General features: G+C 73.3%; 16 protein-coding genes. 8 read left to right on the forward strand and 8 right to left on the reverse strand.

Annotated elements, in window-relative coordinates; translation table 11 throughout:
* Nucleotides 1–173: 173 nt before the first annotated feature.
* From ACIBQ1_RS42075 to ACIBQ1_RS42090, 4 genes are read left to right on the forward strand one after another with little or no spacing between them, the layout of a single operon-like run.
* Nucleotides 174–1,226 (forward strand): Rieske 2Fe-2S domain-containing protein, encoded by a 1,053-nt coding sequence (locus ACIBQ1_RS42075; RefSeq protein WP_397286064.1) that lies wholly within the window; start codon nt 174–176, stop codon nt 1,224–1,226.
* A 5-nt stretch (nt 1,227–1,231) separates the two neighbouring features.
* On the forward strand, nt 1,232–1,423 hold the full coding sequence (locus ACIBQ1_RS42080) for a hypothetical protein (protein WP_397286066.1): 192 nt from the start codon (nt 1,232–1,234) through the stop codon (nt 1,421–1,423).
* Nucleotides 1,420–2,409 carry a PDR/VanB family oxidoreductase gene (locus ACIBQ1_RS42085; protein ID WP_397286068.1) on the forward strand — a complete coding sequence of 330 codons (990 nt, stop codon included), beginning with the start codon at nt 1,420–1,422 and terminating at the stop codon, nt 2,407–2,409. The genes ACIBQ1_RS42080 and ACIBQ1_RS42085 overlap by 4 nt, the downstream gene beginning before the upstream one ends.
* 14 nt (nt 2,410–2,423) lie before the next feature.
* The gene (locus ACIBQ1_RS42090; protein ID WP_397286070.1) at nt 2,424–3,206 is read left to right on the forward strand and encodes an IclR family transcriptional regulator; all 783 of its coding nucleotides are present in this window, start codon (nt 2,424–2,426) and stop codon (nt 3,204–3,206) included.
* Between the two features lie 51 nt (nt 3,207–3,257).
* On the opposite strand, the gene ACIBQ1_RS42095 is transcribed toward ACIBQ1_RS42090, so the two are convergent.
* From ACIBQ1_RS42095 to ACIBQ1_RS42110, 4 genes are all read right to left on the reverse strand, one after another.
* A complete protein-coding gene (locus ACIBQ1_RS42095) occupies nt 3,258–4,112 on the reverse strand; it encodes an aldo/keto reductase (protein ID WP_397286072.1) in 855 nt (284 codons plus the stop codon).
* A 45-nt stretch (nt 4,113–4,157) separates the two neighbouring features.
* The gene (locus tag ACIBQ1_RS42100; RefSeq protein ID WP_397286074.1) at nt 4,158–4,754 is read right to left on the reverse strand and encodes a TetR/AcrR family transcriptional regulator; all 597 of its coding nucleotides are present in this window, start codon (nt 4,752–4,754) and stop codon (nt 4,158–4,160) included.
* A gap of 32 nt (nt 4,755–4,786) precedes the next feature.
* On the reverse strand, nt 4,787–6,037 hold the full coding sequence (locus ACIBQ1_RS42105) for a cytochrome P450 (RefSeq protein WP_397286076.1): 1,251 nt from the start codon (nt 6,035–6,037) through the stop codon (nt 4,787–4,789).
* A 79-nt stretch (nt 6,038–6,116) separates the two neighbouring features.
* Nucleotides 6,117–6,947, reverse strand: coding sequence for a PP2C family protein-serine/threonine phosphatase (locus ACIBQ1_RS42110; protein ID WP_397286077.1), 831 nt, complete (start codon nt 6,945–6,947; stop codon nt 6,117–6,119).
* A gap of 141 nt (nt 6,948–7,088) precedes the next feature.
* On the opposite strand from ACIBQ1_RS42110, the gene ACIBQ1_RS42115 reads away from it, so the two are divergent.
* A complete protein-coding gene (locus tag ACIBQ1_RS42115) occupies nt 7,089–7,427 on the forward strand; it encodes a hypothetical protein (protein ID WP_397286079.1) in 339 nt (112 codons plus the stop codon).
* Nucleotides 7,428–7,479: 52 nt separating this feature from the next.
* On the opposite strand, the gene ACIBQ1_RS42120 is transcribed toward ACIBQ1_RS42115, so the two are convergent.
* Nucleotides 7,480–11,439 carry a S8 family serine peptidase gene (locus ACIBQ1_RS42120; RefSeq protein WP_397286081.1) on the reverse strand — a complete coding sequence of 1,320 codons (3,960 nt, stop codon included), beginning with the start codon at nt 11,437–11,439 and terminating at the stop codon, nt 7,480–7,482.
* Between the two features lie 175 nt (nt 11,440–11,614).
* Here ACIBQ1_RS42120 and ACIBQ1_RS42125 point away from each other — a divergent pair, with 175 nt between their 5' ends.
* Nucleotides 11,615–12,589: a helix-turn-helix domain-containing protein gene (locus tag ACIBQ1_RS42125; protein WP_397286083.1), complete on the forward strand. Its 975-nt coding sequence runs from the start codon at nt 11,615–11,617 to the stop codon at nt 12,587–12,589.
* 33 nt (nt 12,590–12,622) lie between these two features.
* Here the strand turns inward: ACIBQ1_RS42125 and ACIBQ1_RS42130 are convergent, their stop codons facing one another.
* Nucleotides 12,623–16,111, reverse strand: coding sequence for a protein kinase (locus tag ACIBQ1_RS42130; RefSeq protein WP_397286085.1), 3,489 nt, complete (start codon nt 16,109–16,111; stop codon nt 12,623–12,625).
* Between the two features lie 83 nt (nt 16,112–16,194).
* On the opposite strand from ACIBQ1_RS42130, the gene ACIBQ1_RS42135 reads away from it, so the two are divergent.
* The gene (locus tag ACIBQ1_RS42135; protein ID WP_397286293.1) at nt 16,195–17,292 is read left to right on the forward strand and encodes a sensor histidine kinase; all 1,098 of its coding nucleotides are present in this window, start codon (nt 16,195–16,197) and stop codon (nt 17,290–17,292) included.
* The gene (locus ACIBQ1_RS42140; RefSeq protein WP_397286087.1) at nt 17,232–17,873 is read left to right on the forward strand and encodes a response regulator; all 642 of its coding nucleotides are present in this window, start codon (nt 17,232–17,234) and stop codon (nt 17,871–17,873) included. Before ACIBQ1_RS42135 ends, ACIBQ1_RS42140 begins: the two co-directional genes overlap by 61 nt.
* Before the next feature lie 13 nt (nt 17,874–17,886).
* Here ACIBQ1_RS42140 and ACIBQ1_RS42145 read toward each other — a convergent pair whose 3' ends face one another.
* Nucleotides 17,887–18,651, reverse strand: coding sequence for a DUF2267 domain-containing protein (locus tag ACIBQ1_RS42145; RefSeq protein WP_397286089.1), 765 nt, complete (start codon nt 18,649–18,651; stop codon nt 17,887–17,889).
* A gap of 173 nt (nt 18,652–18,824) precedes the next feature.
* Nucleotides 18,825–19,055 carry a three-helix bundle dimerization domain-containing protein gene (locus tag ACIBQ1_RS42150; RefSeq protein WP_397286091.1) on the reverse strand — a complete coding sequence of 77 codons (231 nt, stop codon included), beginning with the start codon at nt 19,053–19,055 and terminating at the stop codon, nt 18,825–18,827.
* Nucleotides 19,056–19,120 lie beyond the last annotated feature (65 nt).

The raw sequence follows: 19,120 nt of genomic DNA on the forward strand, positions 1-19,120 counted from the left end.
GTTCACAGACTGCTTGAGCATGAGGATAAAGAAGAATCCGGCACTGGGGAAGAGCGAGTTTCGCCGGTGTTTCCGAACATTCGTTTTCCGGCATCCGGAAATCGTTGTTCCGCGGTCCAGGTGACCGAGGTCACCATCGTTCACACCGGCCGCCGCACCACGAAGGAGTCGCCGTGTCGACCATCCCCCGCGATCAGTGGTATGCCGCCGCGTACGGGCGCGAGATCGGCCAGGAGCTGTTCTCCCGCACCATATGCGGCGAGTCCATCCTGTTCTGGCGCACCCGCGCCGGGACCGTCACCGCCATGTCCGACCGCTGCGTGCACCGCCGGTTCCCGCTGTCGCAGCCGCCCAGCCGGCTCGTCGACGACCAGGTGGTCTGCGGCTACCACGGCTTCACCTACGGCGCCGACGGCGGCTGCGTCGCCGTCCCCGGCCAGACCCGGGTGCCGCGGACCGCCCGGCTGAAGAGCTATCCGGTCGTCGAGCGGGACTCCTTCGTCTGGGTCTGGATCGGCGACCCGGCCAAGGCCGACGAGTCCCGCGTCCCGCGGGCGCCCTGGCTGGACTCGCCCGAGTACACGACGGTGTCGGGCATGGAGCCGCTCCAGGCGCGGTTCGGGCTGCTGGTGGACAACCTGCTGGACCTGTCGCACGAGACGTACCTGCACGGCGGCTACATCGGCACCCCCGAGGTGGCCGCCACCCCGATCACCACCGCCGTGGACGAGGAGGCCGGGATCGTCCACGTCAGCCGCCACATGGACGACGCCGAATGCCCGCCGTTCTACGCCAAGTCCACCGGGCTGACCGGCCGCATCATGCGCTGGCAGGACATCGAGTACACCCCGCCGTGCCTGTACAAGCTGCACTCGCGCATCGCCCCGCCCGGCGTGCTGCCGAACGCGGACGGCAGCGACCCGGACGCCTTCCACGTCGAGGTGGTGTACGCGATCACGCCCGAGACCGAGCACTCCACGCACGACTTCTGGGCGGTGGCCCGCGACTTCGCCCTGGACGACCAGGCCGTGTCCGACTTCCTGGCCGAGCAGAACCGCACGGTGGTGCTGCAGGACGTGGCCGCGCTCGACGTGCTGGAACAGGTGATCGCGACCGAGCCGGCGGGCTACCAGGAGCTGTCGATCAACATCGACACGGGCGGGCTGGCGGCCCGGCGCCTGCTGGCCAGGCTGGCCGGGCAGGTCGCCCCGGCCGGGCGGGCGTGACGGGCATGGAGCCCGGACGCTTCCCCGCCGGGCGCGGGCTGCTCCGCGTGGTGTGGCTGCCGGGGAGCGATCTGCTCCAGGGCACCTGCCACTGCGGCGCCGCGCACGTCGCCGACGGGCCCGTCGAGGTCTGGGAATGGCTCCTCGGCCACCCGGCCGGCCACGACGCCCCCATGGACCCGGGAGCCGTCCGATGAGCGGCGGGCGCGCGCCCGGCCCGGACCCCGGCAGCCCGGCGGGCATCGAGCGCAAGCTGGTCGTGCACGCTCGCGAGCCGGTGGCCGACGGGGTCGTCGCCCTCGACCTGCGCGACCCGGCGGGCGCCGAGCTGCCCGCGTGGGAGCCCGGCGCGCACATCGACCTCGTGCTCGGCGGCGACCGCGTCCGCCAGTACTCGCTGTGCGGCGACCCGGCCGACCGCACGACCTGGCGCGTCGCCGTCCTGCGCGAGCCGGACGGCCGGGGCGGCTCGGCGTACGCGCACGAAGAGCTCCACCCCGGCACGGCGGTCCTCGCCCGGGGCCCGCGCAACCACTTCCCGCTCCACCCGGCGGCCGGCTACCTGTTCGTCGCCGGAGGGATCGGCATCACCCCCATCCTGCCCATGGTGCGCGCCGTGGAAGCCGCCCGCGCCCGGTGGCGCCTGGTCTACGGCGGCCGTACGGCGGGCTCGATGGCCTTCGCCCGCGACCTCGAAGCCGCGCACGGAGACCGGGTGGAGCTGCGCCCGCAGGACGAGCACGGCCTGCTCGACCTCGACGCCCTCCTGGCGCGGGCCACACCGGACACCCTCGTGTACTGCTGCGGCCCGGCCCCGCTGCTGGAGGCCGTCGAGCGCCGCTGCGCGGACCGGCCGCCCGGAACGCTGCACATGGAGCGCTTCGCGCCCAAGCAGGCGACCGCCCCGGTACGGACGGGGGCCTTCGAGATCGAACTGGCCGTCTCGGGCGTCACCCTCACGGTGCCCCCGGAACGGTCGATCCTCGACGTCGTGCAGGAGGCCGGCGTACAGGTCCTATCCTCGTGCCATGAGGGGACCTGCGGCACCTGCGAGACCGCGGTGCTGGCCGGCGCGGTCGACCACCGCGACTCGCTCCTCACCGCAGAGGAGCGGGCGGTGAACGACACCATGTTCATCTGCGTCTCCCGCGCCGCCTGCCCCAAACTGGTCCTCGAACTCTGACCCCGGAGCCGCCGATGCCGATCCCCGCCCCCAGGCAGACGGCCGAGCGCACCGGCCCGGTCGTGGCCCGCGCGCTGCAGATCCTCGGCGCGTTCACGCCCGACCGGCGCTCGCTCACCCTCAGCGAGCTGTCCCGGCACGCCCGCCTGCCGGTCTCCACGGTGCACCGGCTGGTCGCGGAGCTGCTGGCCTGGGGCGCGCTCGAACGGGACCCGGCCGGGTGCTACCACATCGGCCTGCGCCTGTGGGAGCTCGGCTCGCTCGCCCCCCGAGGGCTGGGCCTGCGCGAGGCCGCCCTGCCGTACCTGGAGGACCTGTCCCAGGTCACCCGCGAGAACGTGCAGCTGGCCGTGCGGGAGGGCACCGAGGTGGTGTTCGTGGAGCGGATCGCCGGGAGCAAGGCCGTCCCCGTGCTGACGCGGGTCGGGAGCCGCTTCGCGCTCACCGCCACGGGCGTGGGGCTCGTGCTGCTCGCGTACGCCCCCGCCGAGGTGCAGGAGCAGGTCGTGTCCGGCCCCGTCACCCGCTACACCGAACGCACCATGACCACTCCGCAGCAGATCCGCGCCGCGCTCGCCGACACCCGCGCCCGCGGCTACGCCGTCAGCGACCGGCAGGTCACCATGGACGCCCTGTCGGTCGCCGCGCCGATCCACGACGCCCAGGGCGAGGTGGTGGCCGCGGTGTCCCTCGTGGTCCACCACGGCAGCTCCTCACCCCTCGCGCTCGCCCCGCTCCTGCGCACCAGCGCCCGGGCCATCTCCCGGGCGCTGCCGCCGTCCACCGCGAGAACGTGACGGGTCCCGGTCGGCCCGAGGCGCGCCGGCTCCTCACGTGACGGGTCCCGGTCAGCCGAGCCGAGCCAGCTCCTCCTCGCTGAGCTCCAGGTCGGCCGCGGCGGCGGAGTCGATGATCGTCTCCGGCCGGCTGGCGCCGGGGATGGGGATGACGACCGGGCTGCGGGCCAGCTCCCAGGCGAGGCAGACCTGCTGGGGGGACACGCCGCGCGCCTCGGCGATCTCGATGAAGGCGTCGCGCCGGCTCAGCTCCCCGGTGCGGCCGATGCCGCCCAGCGGCGACCAGGGCAGGAACGCCAGGCCGAGCTCGGCGCAGACGTCGACCTCGGGCTCGCTGGAGCGGAAGCGCGGGGAGTACTCGTTCTGCACGCTCACCAGGCGGTCGCCGAGGATGCCGTGGGCGAGCCTGATCTGCTCGGGGTCGGCGTTCGAGATGCCGGCCATCTGGATCTTGCCGGCGTCGTGCAGGTCCTTCAGCGCGCCGATGGTCTCCTCGTACGGCACCTTCGGGTCAGGACGGTGGTGCTGGTAGAGGCCGATGCTCTCCACGCCGAGGGCCTTGAGGGAGCGGTCGCAGGCCTCCTTGAGGTAGTCCGGGCTGCCGTTCACGGACCAGCCGCCGCCGGGTGTGCGGGTGTGGCCGCCCTTGGTCGCGACGAGCACGGAGTCGGCGTCGCCGCTCCAGCGGGCCAGGGCGCGGGCGACCAGGCGCTCGTTGTGGCCGACGTCGTCATGGGAAGGCGTGTAGGCGTCAGCCGTGTCGATCAGGGTGACGCCGGCGTCCAAGGCCGCGAGAATGGTGCGGATCGACTGGTCCTCGTCGGGCATGTGCCCGGCCACCGACATGGGCATGGCGCCGAGCCCGATGGCCCCGACGTGGCGGTTTCCGATGGTGCGCGTTCTCATGGCGTTGTGCATGGGTCCACCCTGCCTGCTGGAGCGCACTCCAGGTCAATTCGCCGCCCCGGGCGGCGCGAGCCAGTGGCGGGCGAGGTCGCGGATGGTCTCCACCCAGCGTTGCCGGTCCTCGCCGGCGGCGATCGCGTCTCCGGCGCCGTGCACGACGGTGAACAGGATCCGGGCCGCGATGTGCGGGTCGACGGGGCGGAACGCGCCGTCGGCCATGCCACGGCGCAGCGCCCCGGCCAGAGCGGTGATCATGTCCAGCTCCTCGTCCACGGGCGCGAGCGCGACGTTGGAGTGGAGGACGGCGTCGTGGATCCCGCCGCGCCGGGCGATGGTGTCGACGCCCGCCGCGCATTCGGCGTCGAGGGCGGCCCACCAGTCGATCGGCTCGGTGGACTCGGCGAGCTGCCGGTATCGGTCCACATAGCCCCGCAGCACGCGGTCGCGCACCGCGACGAGCATCTCCTCCCAGGAGGAGAAGTAGACGTAGAACGTGCCCTTGGCGGAGTCGGCCTCGGCGGTGACGGCCTGCACCCAGTTGGTCACCTCCTGCCCGGACTCCAGGAGCCGGATGGCGGCGTCGATGAGCTCGTTGCGCCTGGCCTCGGGGGAGAGGCGCCGGCGGCTCCTGGAGGTGGCCATCGCACCAGGCTAGTGCTCCCGCGGGCCGATCCTCACCGGGTCACCCCCGCGTGGGCGACGAGGAGCTCGCGCGCGCCGCGGAGGTTGATGTGCTCCCGGTACGGCGGATCGGCGACGAGCCTGGGCTCCCGGACCCGCCGCGCGAACGCGGTCAGCGCCAGCCGGCCTTCGAGCCTGGCCAGCGGCGCGCCGAGGCAGAAGTGCGCGCCGAAGCTGAATCCCAGGTGCCGCGGCTGCTCGCGATTCGGGTCGAACAGGTCCGGGTCCGGGTTCGCCTCCGGGTCCCGGTGAGCCGCGGCCAGCAGGAGGATGACCAGGCTGCCGGCGGGCGCCTCCGCCTCCCCGACGCGCAGGTCCTGGTCGGCGACGCGGGCGGTGAGGTGGACGGGCGGGTCGTAGCGCAGGGTCTCCTCGACGACCGCGGGCGCCAGGCCGGGGTCGTCGCGCAGGGCGGCGAGGTGGCCCGGATGGCGCAGCAGGGCGAGCACCCCGTTGGCGATCAGGTTGACCGTCGTCTCGTGCCCCGCCACCAGCAGCAGCACGATCGTGGAGACCAGCTCGTCATGGCTGAGCGCGTCGCCGCCGTCCTCCGCGGCGAGCAGCTCGGAGATCAGGTCGTCCTGGCGCGGGCTCCGGCGTCGCCCGGCGACGAGCTCGTTGACGTAGCGGTGCATCTCGACCATGCCGCCCACCCACTCCGGGGTCTCGTCGCTTCCCTCGTCGGGGCCGGCGAAGCCGTCGAGCAGCCGGGTGAGCTGGGCGGACCAGCGGTGGAACAGCCGCTCGTCGGCCGCCGGGATGCCGAGCATGCGGCAGATGACCGTCACCGGCAGGGTGTAGGCGAGGCCGGACACCACGTCGAACGTCTCGCTCCCGGCCTCCCGGTCGAGGAACTCGTCGACCAGCCGCGCGATGGAGCCCTCCATCCGGGCGACGGTCCGGGCGGTGAACGCGCTGCTGACCAGGCGCCGCAGCCGGGTGTGGTCCGGCGGGTCCAGGGAGAGGAACCACGGCTGCCGGACCGAGGACGGCGCGTCCGCGGGATACGGGTCGGCGGTCCGACCGGCGTTGAAGAACCGCCCGCGCTCGGCGCTGAGCCGCGGGTCGCGCAGCAGCGTCTCGCAGTCGTGGTAGTTCGCCACCACTAACGAGGACATCTCCTCGATCCACACCGGGCCGCGGGCGCGGAACTCGGCGTAGATCGGATAGGGGTCGGCTCTCGACGCGGGATCGAGCAGCCTGCCGACCAGGTGGAGACCGGACGTCTCCGTCGCCATGGACATCTTCGCACTCCTCGGACTCTATTGACCTTAGGTCATTAATATTGACCCGAGGTCATTATGTCAACAGCCCAGGTCGGAGTCAGGGCGTCCAGCGCATGGCCAGGAGCAGGGTGTCGTCGCTGTGCAGCACCGTGCGGTGCATCACCCGTACGAGGGTGTCGGTCAGCTCGTCCACCGGCAGGTCCCGGTACCGCCCCGCCAGCTCGGCCAGCTCGTCCAGCCCCGCGTTGAGGTCGCGCCGGGCCTCCACCAGCCCGTCGGTGTAGAAGAGCACCAGCGTGCCGGGCGCCAGCCGCCGCTCGGCCACGTGGTCGCTGCCCGGATCGGGATAGCCCAGGCCGCGCCCCCACGCCTCCAGGTACGTCGCCGGCTCCCCGGGCGGCACGATCAGCGGCGGCGGGTGCCCGCCGGTGGCCACCCGGAGCGCCCCGGTGCCCGGGTCGAAGCGGGCCACCAGTACGGTCCCGGCCAGATCGGGGTAGACCGGCTGCAGGATGGCCGCGGCCCGCTCCACCACGTTCTCCAGCGGCAACCCGGCCAGGGAGAGCACGCGGACGGCGTGGATGATGTTGAGCGCGGCACGGGTGCTGGCCACGCCGTGGCCGGCCGCGTCCACCACGACGACGTGCAGCTCGCCGCTCGGCATGACCACCACGTCGTAGAGGTCGCCGCCGGTGGGCGCGTCGTCCTCGGAGGAGGAGTAGTAGACCGCGAGCCGGGCCTGCTCCACGCGCGGGATCGGCGGGCGCAGGGCGTCCTCCAGCTCGCGGAAGATCGCCCGGTGGGCCCGCCTGAGCCGCTCGTCGCGCTCCTCCAGCTCCGCGACCAGGGCCAGCACGTCCTGCTTGGCGTCGGCGAGCTGCTCTTCCAGCCTGCGGATGCGCCGCAGGGGCCCGTCGGGGATGGACATCGCGCCGCCCCCTCCCCGTCCCCGGCAGTCGCGGACCACCGTGCTGAGCTTAGTCGGAGGACCAGGTCAAAGCCGGTTTCCAGGGTCGCGGCGCGTACGGCGCGCCGCGCCGGCGGCACCCGGGTGCCTCAGACTGAGGGCATGTCATCACGCCGATTACTCACGCTGCTCGCCCTGGCGACACTGGCCGCCATGCCGGCGGGCTGCGGCTCGGGGACCGCGCTGAGCCGGGCGGCCATGGACCAGGCCCGGCGGCAGGGCGTGGCTCCCGACCTGATGTACGTGGTCGACCTGCCCGGGTTCGAACTGGCCGAGCAGTCGGTGGGCGCGGTCAACGAGGAGGGTTTCGGGGCGTTCTACACCGCGCCCGACGGCAGGCGCGTGGAGATGCGGATCGACCGCGGGCCGTACAGGTGCGCAGGCACGTGCGAGCGCGACGGCGGCGGCGCCCCCATCCAGCCGACCGGACCCGGCGGCTGAGAGCTCGGACACGACGCCGGCGGGGGCAGTGTCCTGCCCCCGCCGGCCGCGTTCATTTCACGAGGTAGGCGTCGGCGAGGGTCTGCTGGACGGAGTTGCCGTCCTTGTCCCGCGCCTCGACCTTGATCGAGATGCTGCCGGGGCCCTTGGGGTTGAGCGCCAGCACCTTGCCGCCGGGCAGCACCGTGGCCCGCGTCCAGTGCGCGCCCTTGTCGGCGGAGATCCAGACTCCCCGCAGCGACGCCGACCGGCCGCCCTCCGCCTTGACGGTGAAGGCGAACGGCCTGCCGCCCTGGACGGTGTCGTTCTCCGGCAGCCCGAGCTCGTAGCGCAGCCGGATCATCGGCACCTGGGCGCAGGGCTGCTTGTCCTCCCACAGCACGGTGTCCAGGCAGGCGTAGGGCGTGCTGTCACCCGTCGGGCGGGCGGAGCGGAACGTCCAGGCGGTTTCGACGCCGGTGCCGGCGTGCTTGCCGGGGAACGCGTCCTTCCACGAGCTCGTCACCCGGTACGTGCCGGCCCCGGCGGGGACGGTGTAGTAGGGCACGCCCAGGTCGTCGTACTGCGGCTCGACCTCGGCGGCGCCGTTGAACAGGTGGATCTCCTCGGTCCCCGGCGCGCCCTGGTACATGTGGCTCGGGTCGGAGGCGTCGGAGTAGTAGCCGAAGCCGATCGGGCTGAGCGCGCGCAGCCGCAGCCGGTCGCCCTGGCGGCAGCCGTCGCAGTAGACGGCCGGGCTGATCCAGTCCGGCAGGCCGGAGCCGATCGCGAACTGCGCGGGCATGATGGCCTCGTTCCAGTCCTCCCGCTCCTGGGTGGCCCGGGTGAAGCCGCGCGCGGAGGAGGCGAAGCGCGCGCCGCCCGAGGCGGGGTCGAAGAACGTGTAGTTGCGCTCCCACAGGATGTCCCGGCCGGGGGAGTTGTAGTATTCGGTCCTCGTCGCGGGCCCGGTGAAGGAGTGCGAGCCGCGGATGCTGAAGCGCTGCTCGGGCGAGTAGGTGTGGTTGACCTCGGTGAAGTCCGCGTACGGCCCCCACGTGCCCGCCTTCGGGGCGAACTGGGCGTGGTAGGTGGTGTCGATCTCGGTGAGGTCGCGGGCCTTGGGCGCGAAGTTCAGGCGGCCCGCCGTGGTCCCCTTCAGGTAGTAGGCCAGCTTGTACTCGAACGGGGTGGTCGGCGTGGCACGCAGCGCGGCGCTCGGGTACGGCTTGCGGGACAGGGCCTTGCCGAGCCGGTCGGCCTCGCCGCTGTCGAGGTACAGCACCGGGATCTTGTTGTGGGCGGCGTACGTCGAGGCGGTGAGCAGCCAGGCGAACCGGTCGCTGGTGACCACGCCCGCGGCCCCCGCCTTGATGGCCAGGTCCAGGTCGGCCAGGAAGAGATCGAGGGAGTCCCTGGCCGGGAGGTGGACGAGCTTGCCGCGCGCGTCCGCGCCGCCGCGCATGTCGTCGCCCGTGGTCAGGCTCAGGCGCTGGTCGGCGGTGAACTTCGGCACCAGCGGGTCGTGCTCGCTGACGTAGCGGGGGGTGAGCCGGAGCCCCGGCACGCTCAGCTCGACCTCGGGGGCGCGGCGGACCTGGTCGAACAGCACTGTTGAGGTGCCCACCGTGGGCGCCTTCCGCGTCGGCGTGACCCAGAACCGGCCTCTGGTGACCGGCTCGTAGCTGAGCAGCGAGGCGCCCCCGTACATCTGGCCGGAGGCCGTCGTGCGGGTGACCATCACGTTCATGAACACCGGCTCCGACGTGCGCGGCGTGCTCACCTGGATCGGTTCGAGGTCGGTGGCGTCCAGGGTCACCGTGGTGTCGCCGTCGAGCTTGATCTCGGGGGCGAGCAGCGCGGCGTACTGGATCTGCCGGTCGGGCTTGGTGTACCACCAGGGCATGTCGCCGATGGAGTAGACGCCGCCGTGGGCGAGCTTGAGCTCCGTCTCCAGCGTGCCGGGCGTGTCGGTGGTGCGCCAGCTCTCGCCGGCCGTGGTCATCGGCTCCCCCTGGAGGAGCGGGTCGGTGTCGCTGACCCGGAGGGCGGACACGACGCCCGGGTTCAGCGCCCATTCCGGCCTGCCGACGAGCCGGACGCGCACGGTGTCCATCTCGGCGCCCTTGTGGAAGGCGATCGGCGCCGTCAACCGGGCCGTGCCGGCGGTGGCCGTCAGGCGGCCCTCGTACCAGCCGGGGTCGCCGAGCGTGGGCTCGACGGTGAGGTCCGCGACGGCGGTGCCGCCGGCGGGGACGGTCAGCAACGACGGGGTGAGCGTGGCCATCCCGGCGGGCGGCTGGGCGTCATCGCGCTTCAGCGTCATCGACAGGGCCAGCGTGACGGGCTCCTTGCCGGCGTTGCGGAAGGTCACCTTCCTGGTCAGCGTCTGGCCGCTGTACGGGTCGGTGAACCCCGCGTGCACCGTCGCCAGGTCGTCGAAGACCTGCTGGGTGACCGCCTGCCCGAGGGCCAGGCGGCCCGAGCCCTGCTCGTAGACCGTGGCGTCGCCCGGCTTCGCGGTGCCCGTCAGCGCGGTCTTGAGCTGGTCGGCGGTCCAGTCGGGGTGCTGGGCGGCGAGGACGCCCGCGGCGGCGGCCACGTGCGGGGCGGCCATCGAGGTGCCGGACGCCGCGGTGTAGTTGTCGTCGATCGGCCCGCCGCCCGGGACGCTGCTGCCCGCGCCCAGCGAGGTGCCCGCCGCCCGCGCCGCGCCGATGTTCACGCCGGGCGCGGTGATCTCCGGCTTGATCGCGAAGTCCGCGCCCAGGCGCGGGCCGCGGCTGGAGAACGAGGCGATCTTGTCGGCCGAGTCGACCGCGCCGACGGTGAGCGCCGAGGCCGCCGCGCCGGGGGAGGCGATGGTGTACCGGCCGGGGCCCGAGTTGCCCGCCGCGACCACGAACAGCGTGCCGTACCGGGCGGTCAGCTCGTCGGCCGCCTGGCTCAGCGGGTCGGTGCCGTCGGTCGGGTTCTGGCTGCCCAGGCTCATGTTGACCACCCGGGCGTGCTCGGTGGCCGCCTGCCACTGCATCGCCGCGATGATCTCGGAGTTGTTGCCGCCGCCCGTGTCGTCCAGGGCCTTGGCGATGGTCAGCCGGGCACCGGGGGCGACGCCCTTGTACTTGCCGTTCGAGGCGGCGCCGCTGCCGGCGATGATGGACGCCACGTGGGTGCCGTGACCGTGCCGGTCGGTGACCTCATCGGGGTTGCCGCCGCCCGGTCTGCCGGCGGGGACGAAGCTGCGGGCCGCGACGATCTTGCCCTGCAGGTCGGGATGGGCCAGGTCGATGCCGCTGTCGATGACGCCCACCGTGGCGCCGGTGCCGTCGTACCCGGCCGCCCAGGCGGTGGGGGCGCCGATCTGCGGGTTGCTGACGTCGTCGAGCGCCTTGACCTTGCCGTCGAGCCACACCTTGCGCAGGCCGCTCGTCAGGGCCTTGACGTCGTTCCGGCCTCCTCCCAGGGACTGCCAGAACGCGGGCGCCTGCTTCTTGTCCACCTTGATCGCGGCGCCGTCGATGCTCTCCAGCACCATCGGCTCCGTGCCGCCCTTCAGCGACCTGGCCTTGCCCGCCAGATCGGCGGCCTTGGTCTGCGGCTGGTACTGGACGATGAGCGGGAGCTGCGCGGTCCTGGCGTCGCCGTAGCCGTTGGCCGCCAGGTAGTCGACGTTGAACAGCTCCTTGTCCAGCAGTCCCTTGTCGACGTAAGGCGCGGCGTCAGCGGGGATCACGTAGTAGCCGTGGTCGTCCTGCCGGGCCTGGTACGTGCGCGCCTCCTGGCCCTCGACGGGCTCCAGCGTGGCCGAGGCGCGGCCCGCGCCGTCCTTCGCGTACGTGACGGTGTCCCCGGTGATCAGCGTGATCCTGACCGGCGCCAGGCCGGTTGCTTGCGCGGTCGCCCCGGTGGCCGGGGCCGGCCCGGTCGTCGCGGCGGCCGTCCCCGGGACCGCGGCGAGCGGGACGGCCAGTAAGGACGCGAATGACGCGAATAAGGCCACGAGGCCGCGGCGCCGGGGGGTGGACAGCATACGCACACCTTTCTCCAGACCTGAGAAACGCCGGCCATCGTCGCCCGCGCGCGATGGAGATCGTTTCCTCGCTGACCTAATCTGGGAATCAGTCAGGGCACAAGCCCGCCGAACGGGCCAAAACCCGCCAGATGGCGGTAACCCGCCATTCCCGTCACCGGGAGAAAGGGCGTCGATGCTCGAAGCGATTGGCCTGTCACCGGCCGAGAGCCGCCTGTACGCGACGCTCGTCGAGAACCCGCGATCGTCCGCCGCCGAACTCGCCACGCACTGCGGCGTCTCGACCCTCCTGGCGGCCCGCACGCTGGCGGCCTTCGCGCGGCGCGGCCTGGCCAGCAGGTTGCCGGGCCGCCGCGCCCGTTACGTCGCCGTCGCCCCCGACGTCGCCTTCAGGCCGCTGCTCACCCGCCAGGAGGAGGAGCTCCACCAGGTGCGCACGGCCATCCACGAGCTCACCACGTCGTTCCACCTGGCCTCCCGCTACGCGGCGCACCCGGCCGAGCAGGTGGAGGTCGTCACGGGGACCGACAACATCATCAGCAGGGCGTACGCGCTGCAGGACAGCGCGCAGACCATGTTCCGCAACATCGACAAGCCCCCGTACGTCATGCGCGGTCACGCCGACAACGTCGAGCGCGAGCGGCGGATGCTCAAGTCGGGCATCGACTACCGCAGCGTGTACGACCTGGAGTCCGTGGCGCTGCCCGGCAAGTTACGGCTCATCCAGGACTCCGTCGCGCGGGGCGAGAAGGCCCGCGTGGTGGCCGACGCGGCGGCCAAGATGTGGATCGCCGACGACGCGCTCGCGCTGATTCCCATCCGCAACGGGGCGTACGCCATCGACGCGGCGTTCATCCTGCACCAGTCCGCCCTGCTCGACGCGCTGATCGCGCTGTTCGAGCTCGAATGGCGGCGGGGGTTCCCGCTGCGCGCGGCGCCCCGGCCCACGGCGGCCGCCGACGAGCCCGACGAGCCGACCAGGGATCTGCTCGCGCTGCTCGCGGGCGGCCTGACGGACGAGGCCATCGCGCGGGCGCTGGGCCTCGGGCTGCGCACGGTGCAGCGCCGCATCCACGCCGTCATGCAGGACCTGAACGCCGTCACCCGCTTCCAGGCGGGGCTGGCGGCCCGGGAACGGGGCTGGATCTAGCCGGTCACGGCACGTCCGGCCGCCGGGCGCCCGCTATCGGGCCGCGCACACGTCCTGGTAGGGCACGTCATCGAGGTAGCGGTCCCATTCGGCGGGCGTGAGCGTGCGACCGGCCCGCGCGCACACCTTCCCGATCATCAGCGCGTCCCCGACGGGCACCTCGCGCACGGCCCCGGCTGTCAGGCCGTCCTGCATGCCGACGTACAGGACGTTCCCGTCGGGGCCGAAGGCCATGGACGAGGGGTCGAACTCCCCGACCCGGTACGAGCTGCCGAGCCGGCGCCTGGAGGGGACGTCCCAGAACTCGAGCACGCCCTGGTCGGTGGCCGTGGCGAGGATCCTGCCGTCCGGTGAGAAGAGCGCGCTGGCACTGGTGTCGGCGGCGCGGGGCAGGGCGGGGCGCAGCGGGGTCGGGCCCTTGACGTCCCACAGCGCGATCCGGTGGGTGCCGGGCTCCTGGACGGCCAGGAGCCCGGCACGGCTGATGGCCAGCGCGCCGGAGTCGCCGAACCCGGAGCCGGTGGCCTTGCCGGTCATGACGTCGACGAGCCGGCCGTCGCCCGAGACGAACACCTGCCGTCCAGGAAGGAAGGGGCCGACGCTGAGCCGGGTCTGGTACGAGGCCACCACGCGGCCGTCGGCGGCGTCCAGCACGATCTCGCTCATCAACGGGCTCTCCCCCAGGAGGAGGGTGACGGCGATCCTGCGCCCGTCGGGGGTGAAATGGAGGTTCGCCGGCTGGTGGTCGCCGTCCCCCACCCGCTTGGACCAGAGTTTCTTCCTGGTCGCCAGGTCCCACAGGGTGATCGTGCGGTCCATGTCGGCGAGGGCCAGCCTGGTGCCGGCGTCGTCCATGCCCTGGACGGGCCCTTCCTCCCTCAGGGGTATGCGGCCCGCCTCCTTGCGCGTCCGCAGGTCGAACACGCTCAGCTCGGTGCCGCTCGTCGCGGACACCGCCCAGTGGGCGTCGCCGCTGAGCATCGGGGTGTCGGGCAGGGCGATGGACGGGGTGCGCGGCGCGAGGTCCACGCTGATGACGGTGTCGTCGACGAGGTAGCGCAGCGTCCTGCCGTCGGGGTCGAAGCGGACGTCGCCGAAGTCGCCCTCGCCGCGGTAGCGCAGGACGGTCCGCTGGTCGCCGATGCGCATGACCTCCAGGTCCCGGCCGTAGAAGCCGGCGATGTAGCGCCCGTCGGCGCTGAACCGGAGCCGCGCGGAGTCGTGGCAGATCGCGCAGTTCAGCGTCTCCTTCAGCGTGCGCTTCCGGCCGGTGACGGCGTCCACGAGGACGATGTCGCCCGCGACATCGGAGCAGGCCAGGGTCTTGCCGTCCGCGCTGTAGGCCGCCAGCACGTGGTTCTTCACGCAGGCGGGGAAGGGGCGCTCGACGGTCCAGCCGGGCAGGGCGATCTGGTCGAACCGGTAGCCGGGCAGCAGCAGGTGTTTCCCCGTCGGGTCGACGAGCGGCGCGGGAGTCTGCGCCGTCGTCCGGTCCGCGTAGACCAGCCGGCCGAACTGCCTGCCGGTGGTCACATCGACGAGGAAGGGGACGTCGTCGGCCATGGTGACCACGAGCGTCGTCTCGTGCTCGCCGAACACGACGCCGTAGCCGCCGTTCCCGGTCGCCGGGAGCGATCTCCGCACCAGCGTCCTGCCGGTCTTCAGGTCCCAGACGCCGAGCTCGTCCGAGGTGGTCTGGGCGAGCAGGCGCCCGCTGCGGCTGAGCGCGGGGCCCTGGATGATCGTCCCGCGCAGGGTCATGCCGGGCCAGTTCGCCGTCCGCCTGCCGCTGCGCACGTCGTAGACGTTGACGCCGCCCTCGCTGAAGCTGACCAGCGTGCGCCCGTCGCGGCTCAGCGTCCGCCGGCCCATACCCCTGACCGGCGGGTCGCGGAAGGCGGCCGTCTCCTGCTGCTGGAGCGAGCCCATCAGGCTGGAGCGGGCCTCCGGCTGCGGCGACACCCGGTACGCGGCCACGCTGAGCAGCATCGCGAGCCCCGGATCGGTCGTACGCATGCGGTCGGCCTCGGCCGCGACCTGCTTGGCGGTCAGGATGTCGAGCCGCTCGACGGCCTGCCGGCGCTGCCACACGGCCAGCCCGCCCGCCGCCAGCGCCACCACCAGCAGCCCCGCCAGCGCGGTCGTGACCAGCGTCCTGCGCCGGGCGCGCCTCCTGGTCAGCTCCGTGCCCGCACGCAGGAAGTCGCGCTCGAACGGGGTCAGCGTCAGGTGCCTGCGACCGGTCGCCGCCCAGCTCAGCGCCCGCTCCAGGCGGCTGCCCTGCAGCACGTCGCCGTCGCGCCGGCCGTGCTCCTCCCAGTGCCGGGCCGCCGCGTTGATCTGGTCCAGCATCGCCAGCCCGGCGCGCTCGGCGTCCATCCACGTGCGCAAGCGCGGCCAGGCCCGCACCAGGCCGGGACGCGCCAGCGCCACCGAGCCGTCCCTGGTGCTGAGCACGTACGAGAACGCCTCCAGGATCCGCCGGACGGCCGCCGCCTCGTGGTCCGGACGGCCGCCGAACAGCTCCTCGCGGCCGGCCCGGCGCAGCGTCTCCTGGCCGTCGGCGCCGACCGCGACCAGCCGCAGGAACACCTCGGCCGCCAGATCGCGCGCCTCCGGGCCCAGCGCGCCGTAGGCGTCCTCGGCGATCGAGCCCAGCGCTGGGTCGTCCCGGTCGGGCACCAGCATCCCCTCGGCCCGGCGGCTTCCGGCCGCCAGCAGCCCGCCCACGTCGGACCTGTCGCCGCTGACCAGCGCCAGCAGCAGGTCGCGGGCGGACGGCCGGGCCCGCGGATCCTTCTCCAGCGCGGCCTCGATCAGCGCGGCCAGCGCCGGGGGCAGCGCGCTCAGGTCAGGGTGGTGCGTCAGCACGCGGTGCATGACGCCGCCCAGGTTCTCGCCGCCGAACGGGTCCTGCCCGGTGGCCGCGAACACCATGATCGCGCCCCATGCGAAGACGTCGGCCGCCGTGTCCGCCCGCTGCCCAGTCAGCACCTCGGGCGCCATGTAGCTGGGCGTGCCGGCCAGCTCGCCGGTGCTGGTCAGCGACATCTCGGCCGTCCTGGCGATGCCGAAGTCGATCACGCGCGGCCCGTCGGGGCCGAGCAGCACGTTGTCCGGCTTCAGGTCGCGGTGGACGACGCCCGCCTCGTGGATCGCGGTGAGCGCCGTGGCCACCGCCGTGGCCAGCCGGTGCAGGTCGTCGCCGGTGAAGCGCCGCCCGTCCCGTGCGGCCTCGCGCAGGCTCGGACCCGGCACGTACTCCGAGACCAGGTACGGTTTGCCGCCGTCGAGATCGGCCGCCAGCAGCCGGGCGGTGCAGAACGAGGCCACCCGCTCCGCCGCGGCCGCCTCCTTGGCGAAGCGCCCGCGCCCTCCCGTCGCGTGCAGCACCTTCACCGCCACCCGCCGGCCCTCGGGGTCATAGGCGTCGTACACGACCCCCTGCCCTCCCGAGCCGAGCCGCCCGGCCAGCCAGTAGTCCCCGATCCGCTGCGGATCTCCCGCGGTCAACGCCTCCACGGCGGGTTAGATGCCCAGCGGTGCGCCGAAGTTGCGGCGGGCCCTGACCTGAGGTTGCGCGTATCGTCGGGTCGGTGAGCTTGATGTGGGTCGCCGACGCCGTACCGGCGCTGGCCGCGGTCTCATCGGCGGGGGCCGCGCCGTTCCGCCCGCGGCTCCGGGCGCGCCTGCCCGCGCTGACCCTCCTGGCCGCGGCGGTCTCCCTGGCCGTCACGCTGGCCCACGTCCTGGGCGCGGTGGAGGCGGTGCCGGGCGCCGACGCGATGGGCATGGCCGAGGGCCTGGCGCTGGCGGCGCTGGCCGGCCTGGTCGTCCGGTACGCGCCGCCCCGGCAGGCGGCTCCTGCCGCGTCGGCGGCGGGCCTGGCCGGGGCGCTCTGGCTGCTGCGGTTCTTCTTCCCGGTCTCGCCGCTGGAAGCGGTGGGCGCGTGCGCGTTCTGGGGGCTGGGCGCGCTCCTGGCCGCCGCCGTGGGCGGCTATCTGCGCTTCCTCGACGTACGGCAGGAGCGCGCGACGGCCGACGCCCGGACCGCCCTGCGGCTGCGGCTGGCCCGGGACCTGCACGACTTCGTCGCCCACGACATCAGCGAGATGGTGGCGCACGCCCAGGCGGGCATGGTGGCGGGCGACCCGCTGCGCGCCCTCGAACGCGTCGAGGCGGCCGGCCAGCGTGCCATGTCGATGCTGGACCGGACCCTGGACACGCTGCACCACGACCGGCCGCTCGCCCCCGCGGGCGACGTCGGCGGCATCCGGACCGCCGCCGAACGCTTCTCCGCCGCGGGCCCGGCCGAGGTCCGCCTGCGCGTGGACCCGCTGCCGGAGGTGCCCCCGGACGTCGGGGCCCTGGCCTACCGGATCGTGATCGAGGGATTGACCAACGTGCGGCGGCACGCCCCGCGGGCGGCCCGCGTCGACCTCGCCGTGACCGAGAAGTCCGGCGCGCTCGAGATCACCATGACCAACGACGGCGTGGCGCGGGCGCGGGGCGGCCGGCGCGGCGGATCCGGGCTGCCCAGCCTGGCCGCACTCGTCCGGGAGCAGGGCGGCGACCTGGTGGCGGAGGCCGTGGCGGACGGGTGGTCGCTGGTCGCCCGACTGCCGCTGGCACAATCGCCGGGGTGGCCATCCGCATCCTCATCGCCGACGACCAGGAAGGCATCCGCGCCGCCTTCCGGCTGATCCTCGACGCCCAGCCCGACATGACGGTCGTGGCCGAGGCCGCCGACGGCCGGGCCGCGATCGAGACCGCCAGGGCGATCGGGCCCGACGTCGTGCTCGCCGACATCCGCATGCCGGGAGCCGACGGCATCGAGGTGGCCCGCGCCCTGGCCGGCACCGGCGTCCACGTCGTGATCGTCACCACGTTCGGGCTGGACGAGTACGTTCACGCGGCGCTGCGGAACGGCGCCTCCGGGTTCGTGCTCAAGCGCTCCGGCCCCATGCTGCTCGTCGAGGCCGTCCGGGCCGCGATGAACGGTGACATGCTCATCAGCCCCCAGCTCACCGTCCGGCTGCTCCGGCAGCGCGGCCTGCCGCGCGGGACACCGGACGGAACGCCGCACGTCGTCCTCACCGAGCGCGAGGAGGAGATCGTGGCGATGGTGGCGCAGGGCAGGACCAACGCCGAGATCGCCGCCGAACTCTTCCTCGCGCCGGGCACGGTCAAGAACCACATCGCCGCGATCCAGCGCAAGATCGAGGCCAGGAACCGCGTCGCCATCGCCGCGTGGGCCTGGGCCACCGGCCGCGCCGAGCCGTGACCCCTTTTGATTGTCAGGGATGTGGGAGCAGAGTGCGGTATTCGTCGGGCAGTTGGACCGTCACGTCGAAATACTCCTCGCCGGCGATCGACTCGCGCAACATGGCGAAGACCGCGCCGGCGTGCTCGCGCGCCCTCTCGGGGGAGACCCCCTCGCGCTCGGCGATCCGACGGACGAACTCCTCCAGCGGCATGCGGGCGGCCGCGCCCACCCCGCGCTTCAGCGGCGCGTGCAGCGAGGCGGGCAGCTGGCTGACCAGGTTCTCGACCTCGCCCGGGGCGACGCTCTCGGCGAGCGTCTCCAGCGCCGCCTCGGTGGCCCGGCGCGCGCCCTCGGGGTCGAGCCCGGCCCGTTCCGCGACCCCGGCCAGGAACGCCCTGGCCGGCACGATCTCGACGTAGCGGCGCTCGGCCTCCGTGATCAGCGGCTCGAAGTCGTGCGGGAGATCGGCCGCCATGTCGGCGAACTCCTCGGGGCTCACGGCCTGCCCCATCGCCCAGAAGACCGCGCGGGCGTGCCGCCCGGCCGTCTCGGCGTCGACGCCGGCGCGCTCGGCCACCCGCCGGAGGAACTCGCCGACGCCGAAGGTCTCGGGGTCGCGTTCGGTGTAGAGCCAGGGCATCGCCTCCGGGGGCAGCTCCCTGAGCAGATCCCGGCTCTCCACCTTCGAGAGCCGCTCGGAGAGCGTGCGGAACGTGGCCTGCACGGCGCGTTCCGCGGCCCGGGGCCCTGCCCCGGCCTGCTGCTCCACGATCTTGAGGAACTGATCGTAATTCATTCCCGCTCCCCGCGCCGGACTGTCGCGTTCCGCCGGTCAGCTACCCCGGAAAGGGACGCCGTCACAGGCCAGGGGATCAGCCGGCCGAGCACCGCCCGCGAGCTGGGCCGCTGGTCGCCGAGACCGCACGCGAGGTGTCCCGCACGCTGGGGACGCCGATGGAGCCCCTCACCTCACATCGGTGACGGGACCTCCGCCAGGGCGCCGCCGCGCAGCAGCTCCTTGGAGTCGTGTTCCACCAGCACCGGGATGAAATCGCGGACCGGGCTGTTCGCGAAGCGGTCGTAGGCCTTCCGCACGGCCGCCTCGACCTGCTCGGCCGAGCGCGTGCCGGTGTATCTGGCGATCAGCCGGTTGACCACGTCCTGGATCGCCTCACGTTCGAGACGCTCGTCGTACGCCATGAACTTGTCATAGCACGTTCCACTGCCCGCCATATAGAGGACTTTTTCGGTATAAATCAGTCACC

The sequence above is a fragment of the Nonomuraea sp. NPDC050153 genome, from assembly GCF_044460125.1.
Taxonomy (GTDB): Bacteria; Actinomycetota; Actinomycetes; order Streptosporangiales; family Streptosporangiaceae; genus Nonomuraea.

Excerpts from the sequence above, each read along its gene's own strand:
- ACIBQ1_RS42080 (WP_397286066.1), top strand. The coding sequence starts at position 1,232 with ATGGAGCCCGGACGCTTCCCCGCCGGGCGCGGGCTGCTCCGCGTGGTG.
- ACIBQ1_RS42085 (WP_397286068.1), top strand. The coding sequence starts at position 1,420 with ATGAGCGGCGGGCGCGCGCCCGGCCCGGACCCCGGCAGCCCGGCGGGC.
- ACIBQ1_RS42090 (WP_397286070.1), top strand. The coding sequence starts at position 2,424 with ATGCCGATCCCCGCCCCCAGGCAGACGGCCGAGCGCACCGGCCCGGTC.
- ACIBQ1_RS42095 (WP_397286072.1), bottom strand. The coding sequence starts at position 4,112 with ATGAGAACGCGCACCATCGGAAACCGCCACGTCGGGGCCATCGGGCTC.
- ACIBQ1_RS42100 (WP_397286074.1), bottom strand. The coding sequence starts at position 4,754 with ATGGCCACCTCCAGGAGCCGCCGGCGCCTCTCCCCCGAGGCCAGGCGC.
- ACIBQ1_RS42105 (WP_397286076.1), bottom strand. The coding sequence starts at position 6,037 with ATGTCCATGGCGACGGAGACGTCCGGTCTCCACCTGGTCGGCAGGCTG.
- ACIBQ1_RS42110 (WP_397286077.1), bottom strand. The coding sequence starts at position 6,947 with ATGTCCATCCCCGACGGGCCCCTGCGGCGCATCCGCAGGCTGGAAGAG.
- ACIBQ1_RS42115 (WP_397286079.1), top strand. The coding sequence starts at position 7,089 with ATGTCATCACGCCGATTACTCACGCTGCTCGCCCTGGCGACACTGGCC.
- ACIBQ1_RS42120 (WP_397286081.1), bottom strand. The coding sequence starts at position 11,439 with ATGCTGTCCACCCCCCGGCGCCGCGGCCTCGTGGCCTTATTCGCGTCA.
- ACIBQ1_RS42125 (WP_397286083.1), top strand. The coding sequence starts at position 11,615 with ATGCTCGAAGCGATTGGCCTGTCACCGGCCGAGAGCCGCCTGTACGCG.
- ACIBQ1_RS42135 (WP_397286293.1), top strand. The coding sequence starts at position 16,195 with ATGTGGGTCGCCGACGCCGTACCGGCGCTGGCCGCGGTCTCATCGGCG.
- ACIBQ1_RS42145 (WP_397286089.1), bottom strand. The coding sequence starts at position 18,651 with ATGAATTACGATCAGTTCCTCAAGATCGTGGAGCAGCAGGCCGGGGCA.
- ACIBQ1_RS42150 (WP_397286091.1), bottom strand. The coding sequence starts at position 19,055 with ATGGCGTACGACGAGCGTCTCGAACGTGAGGCGATCCAGGACGTGGTC.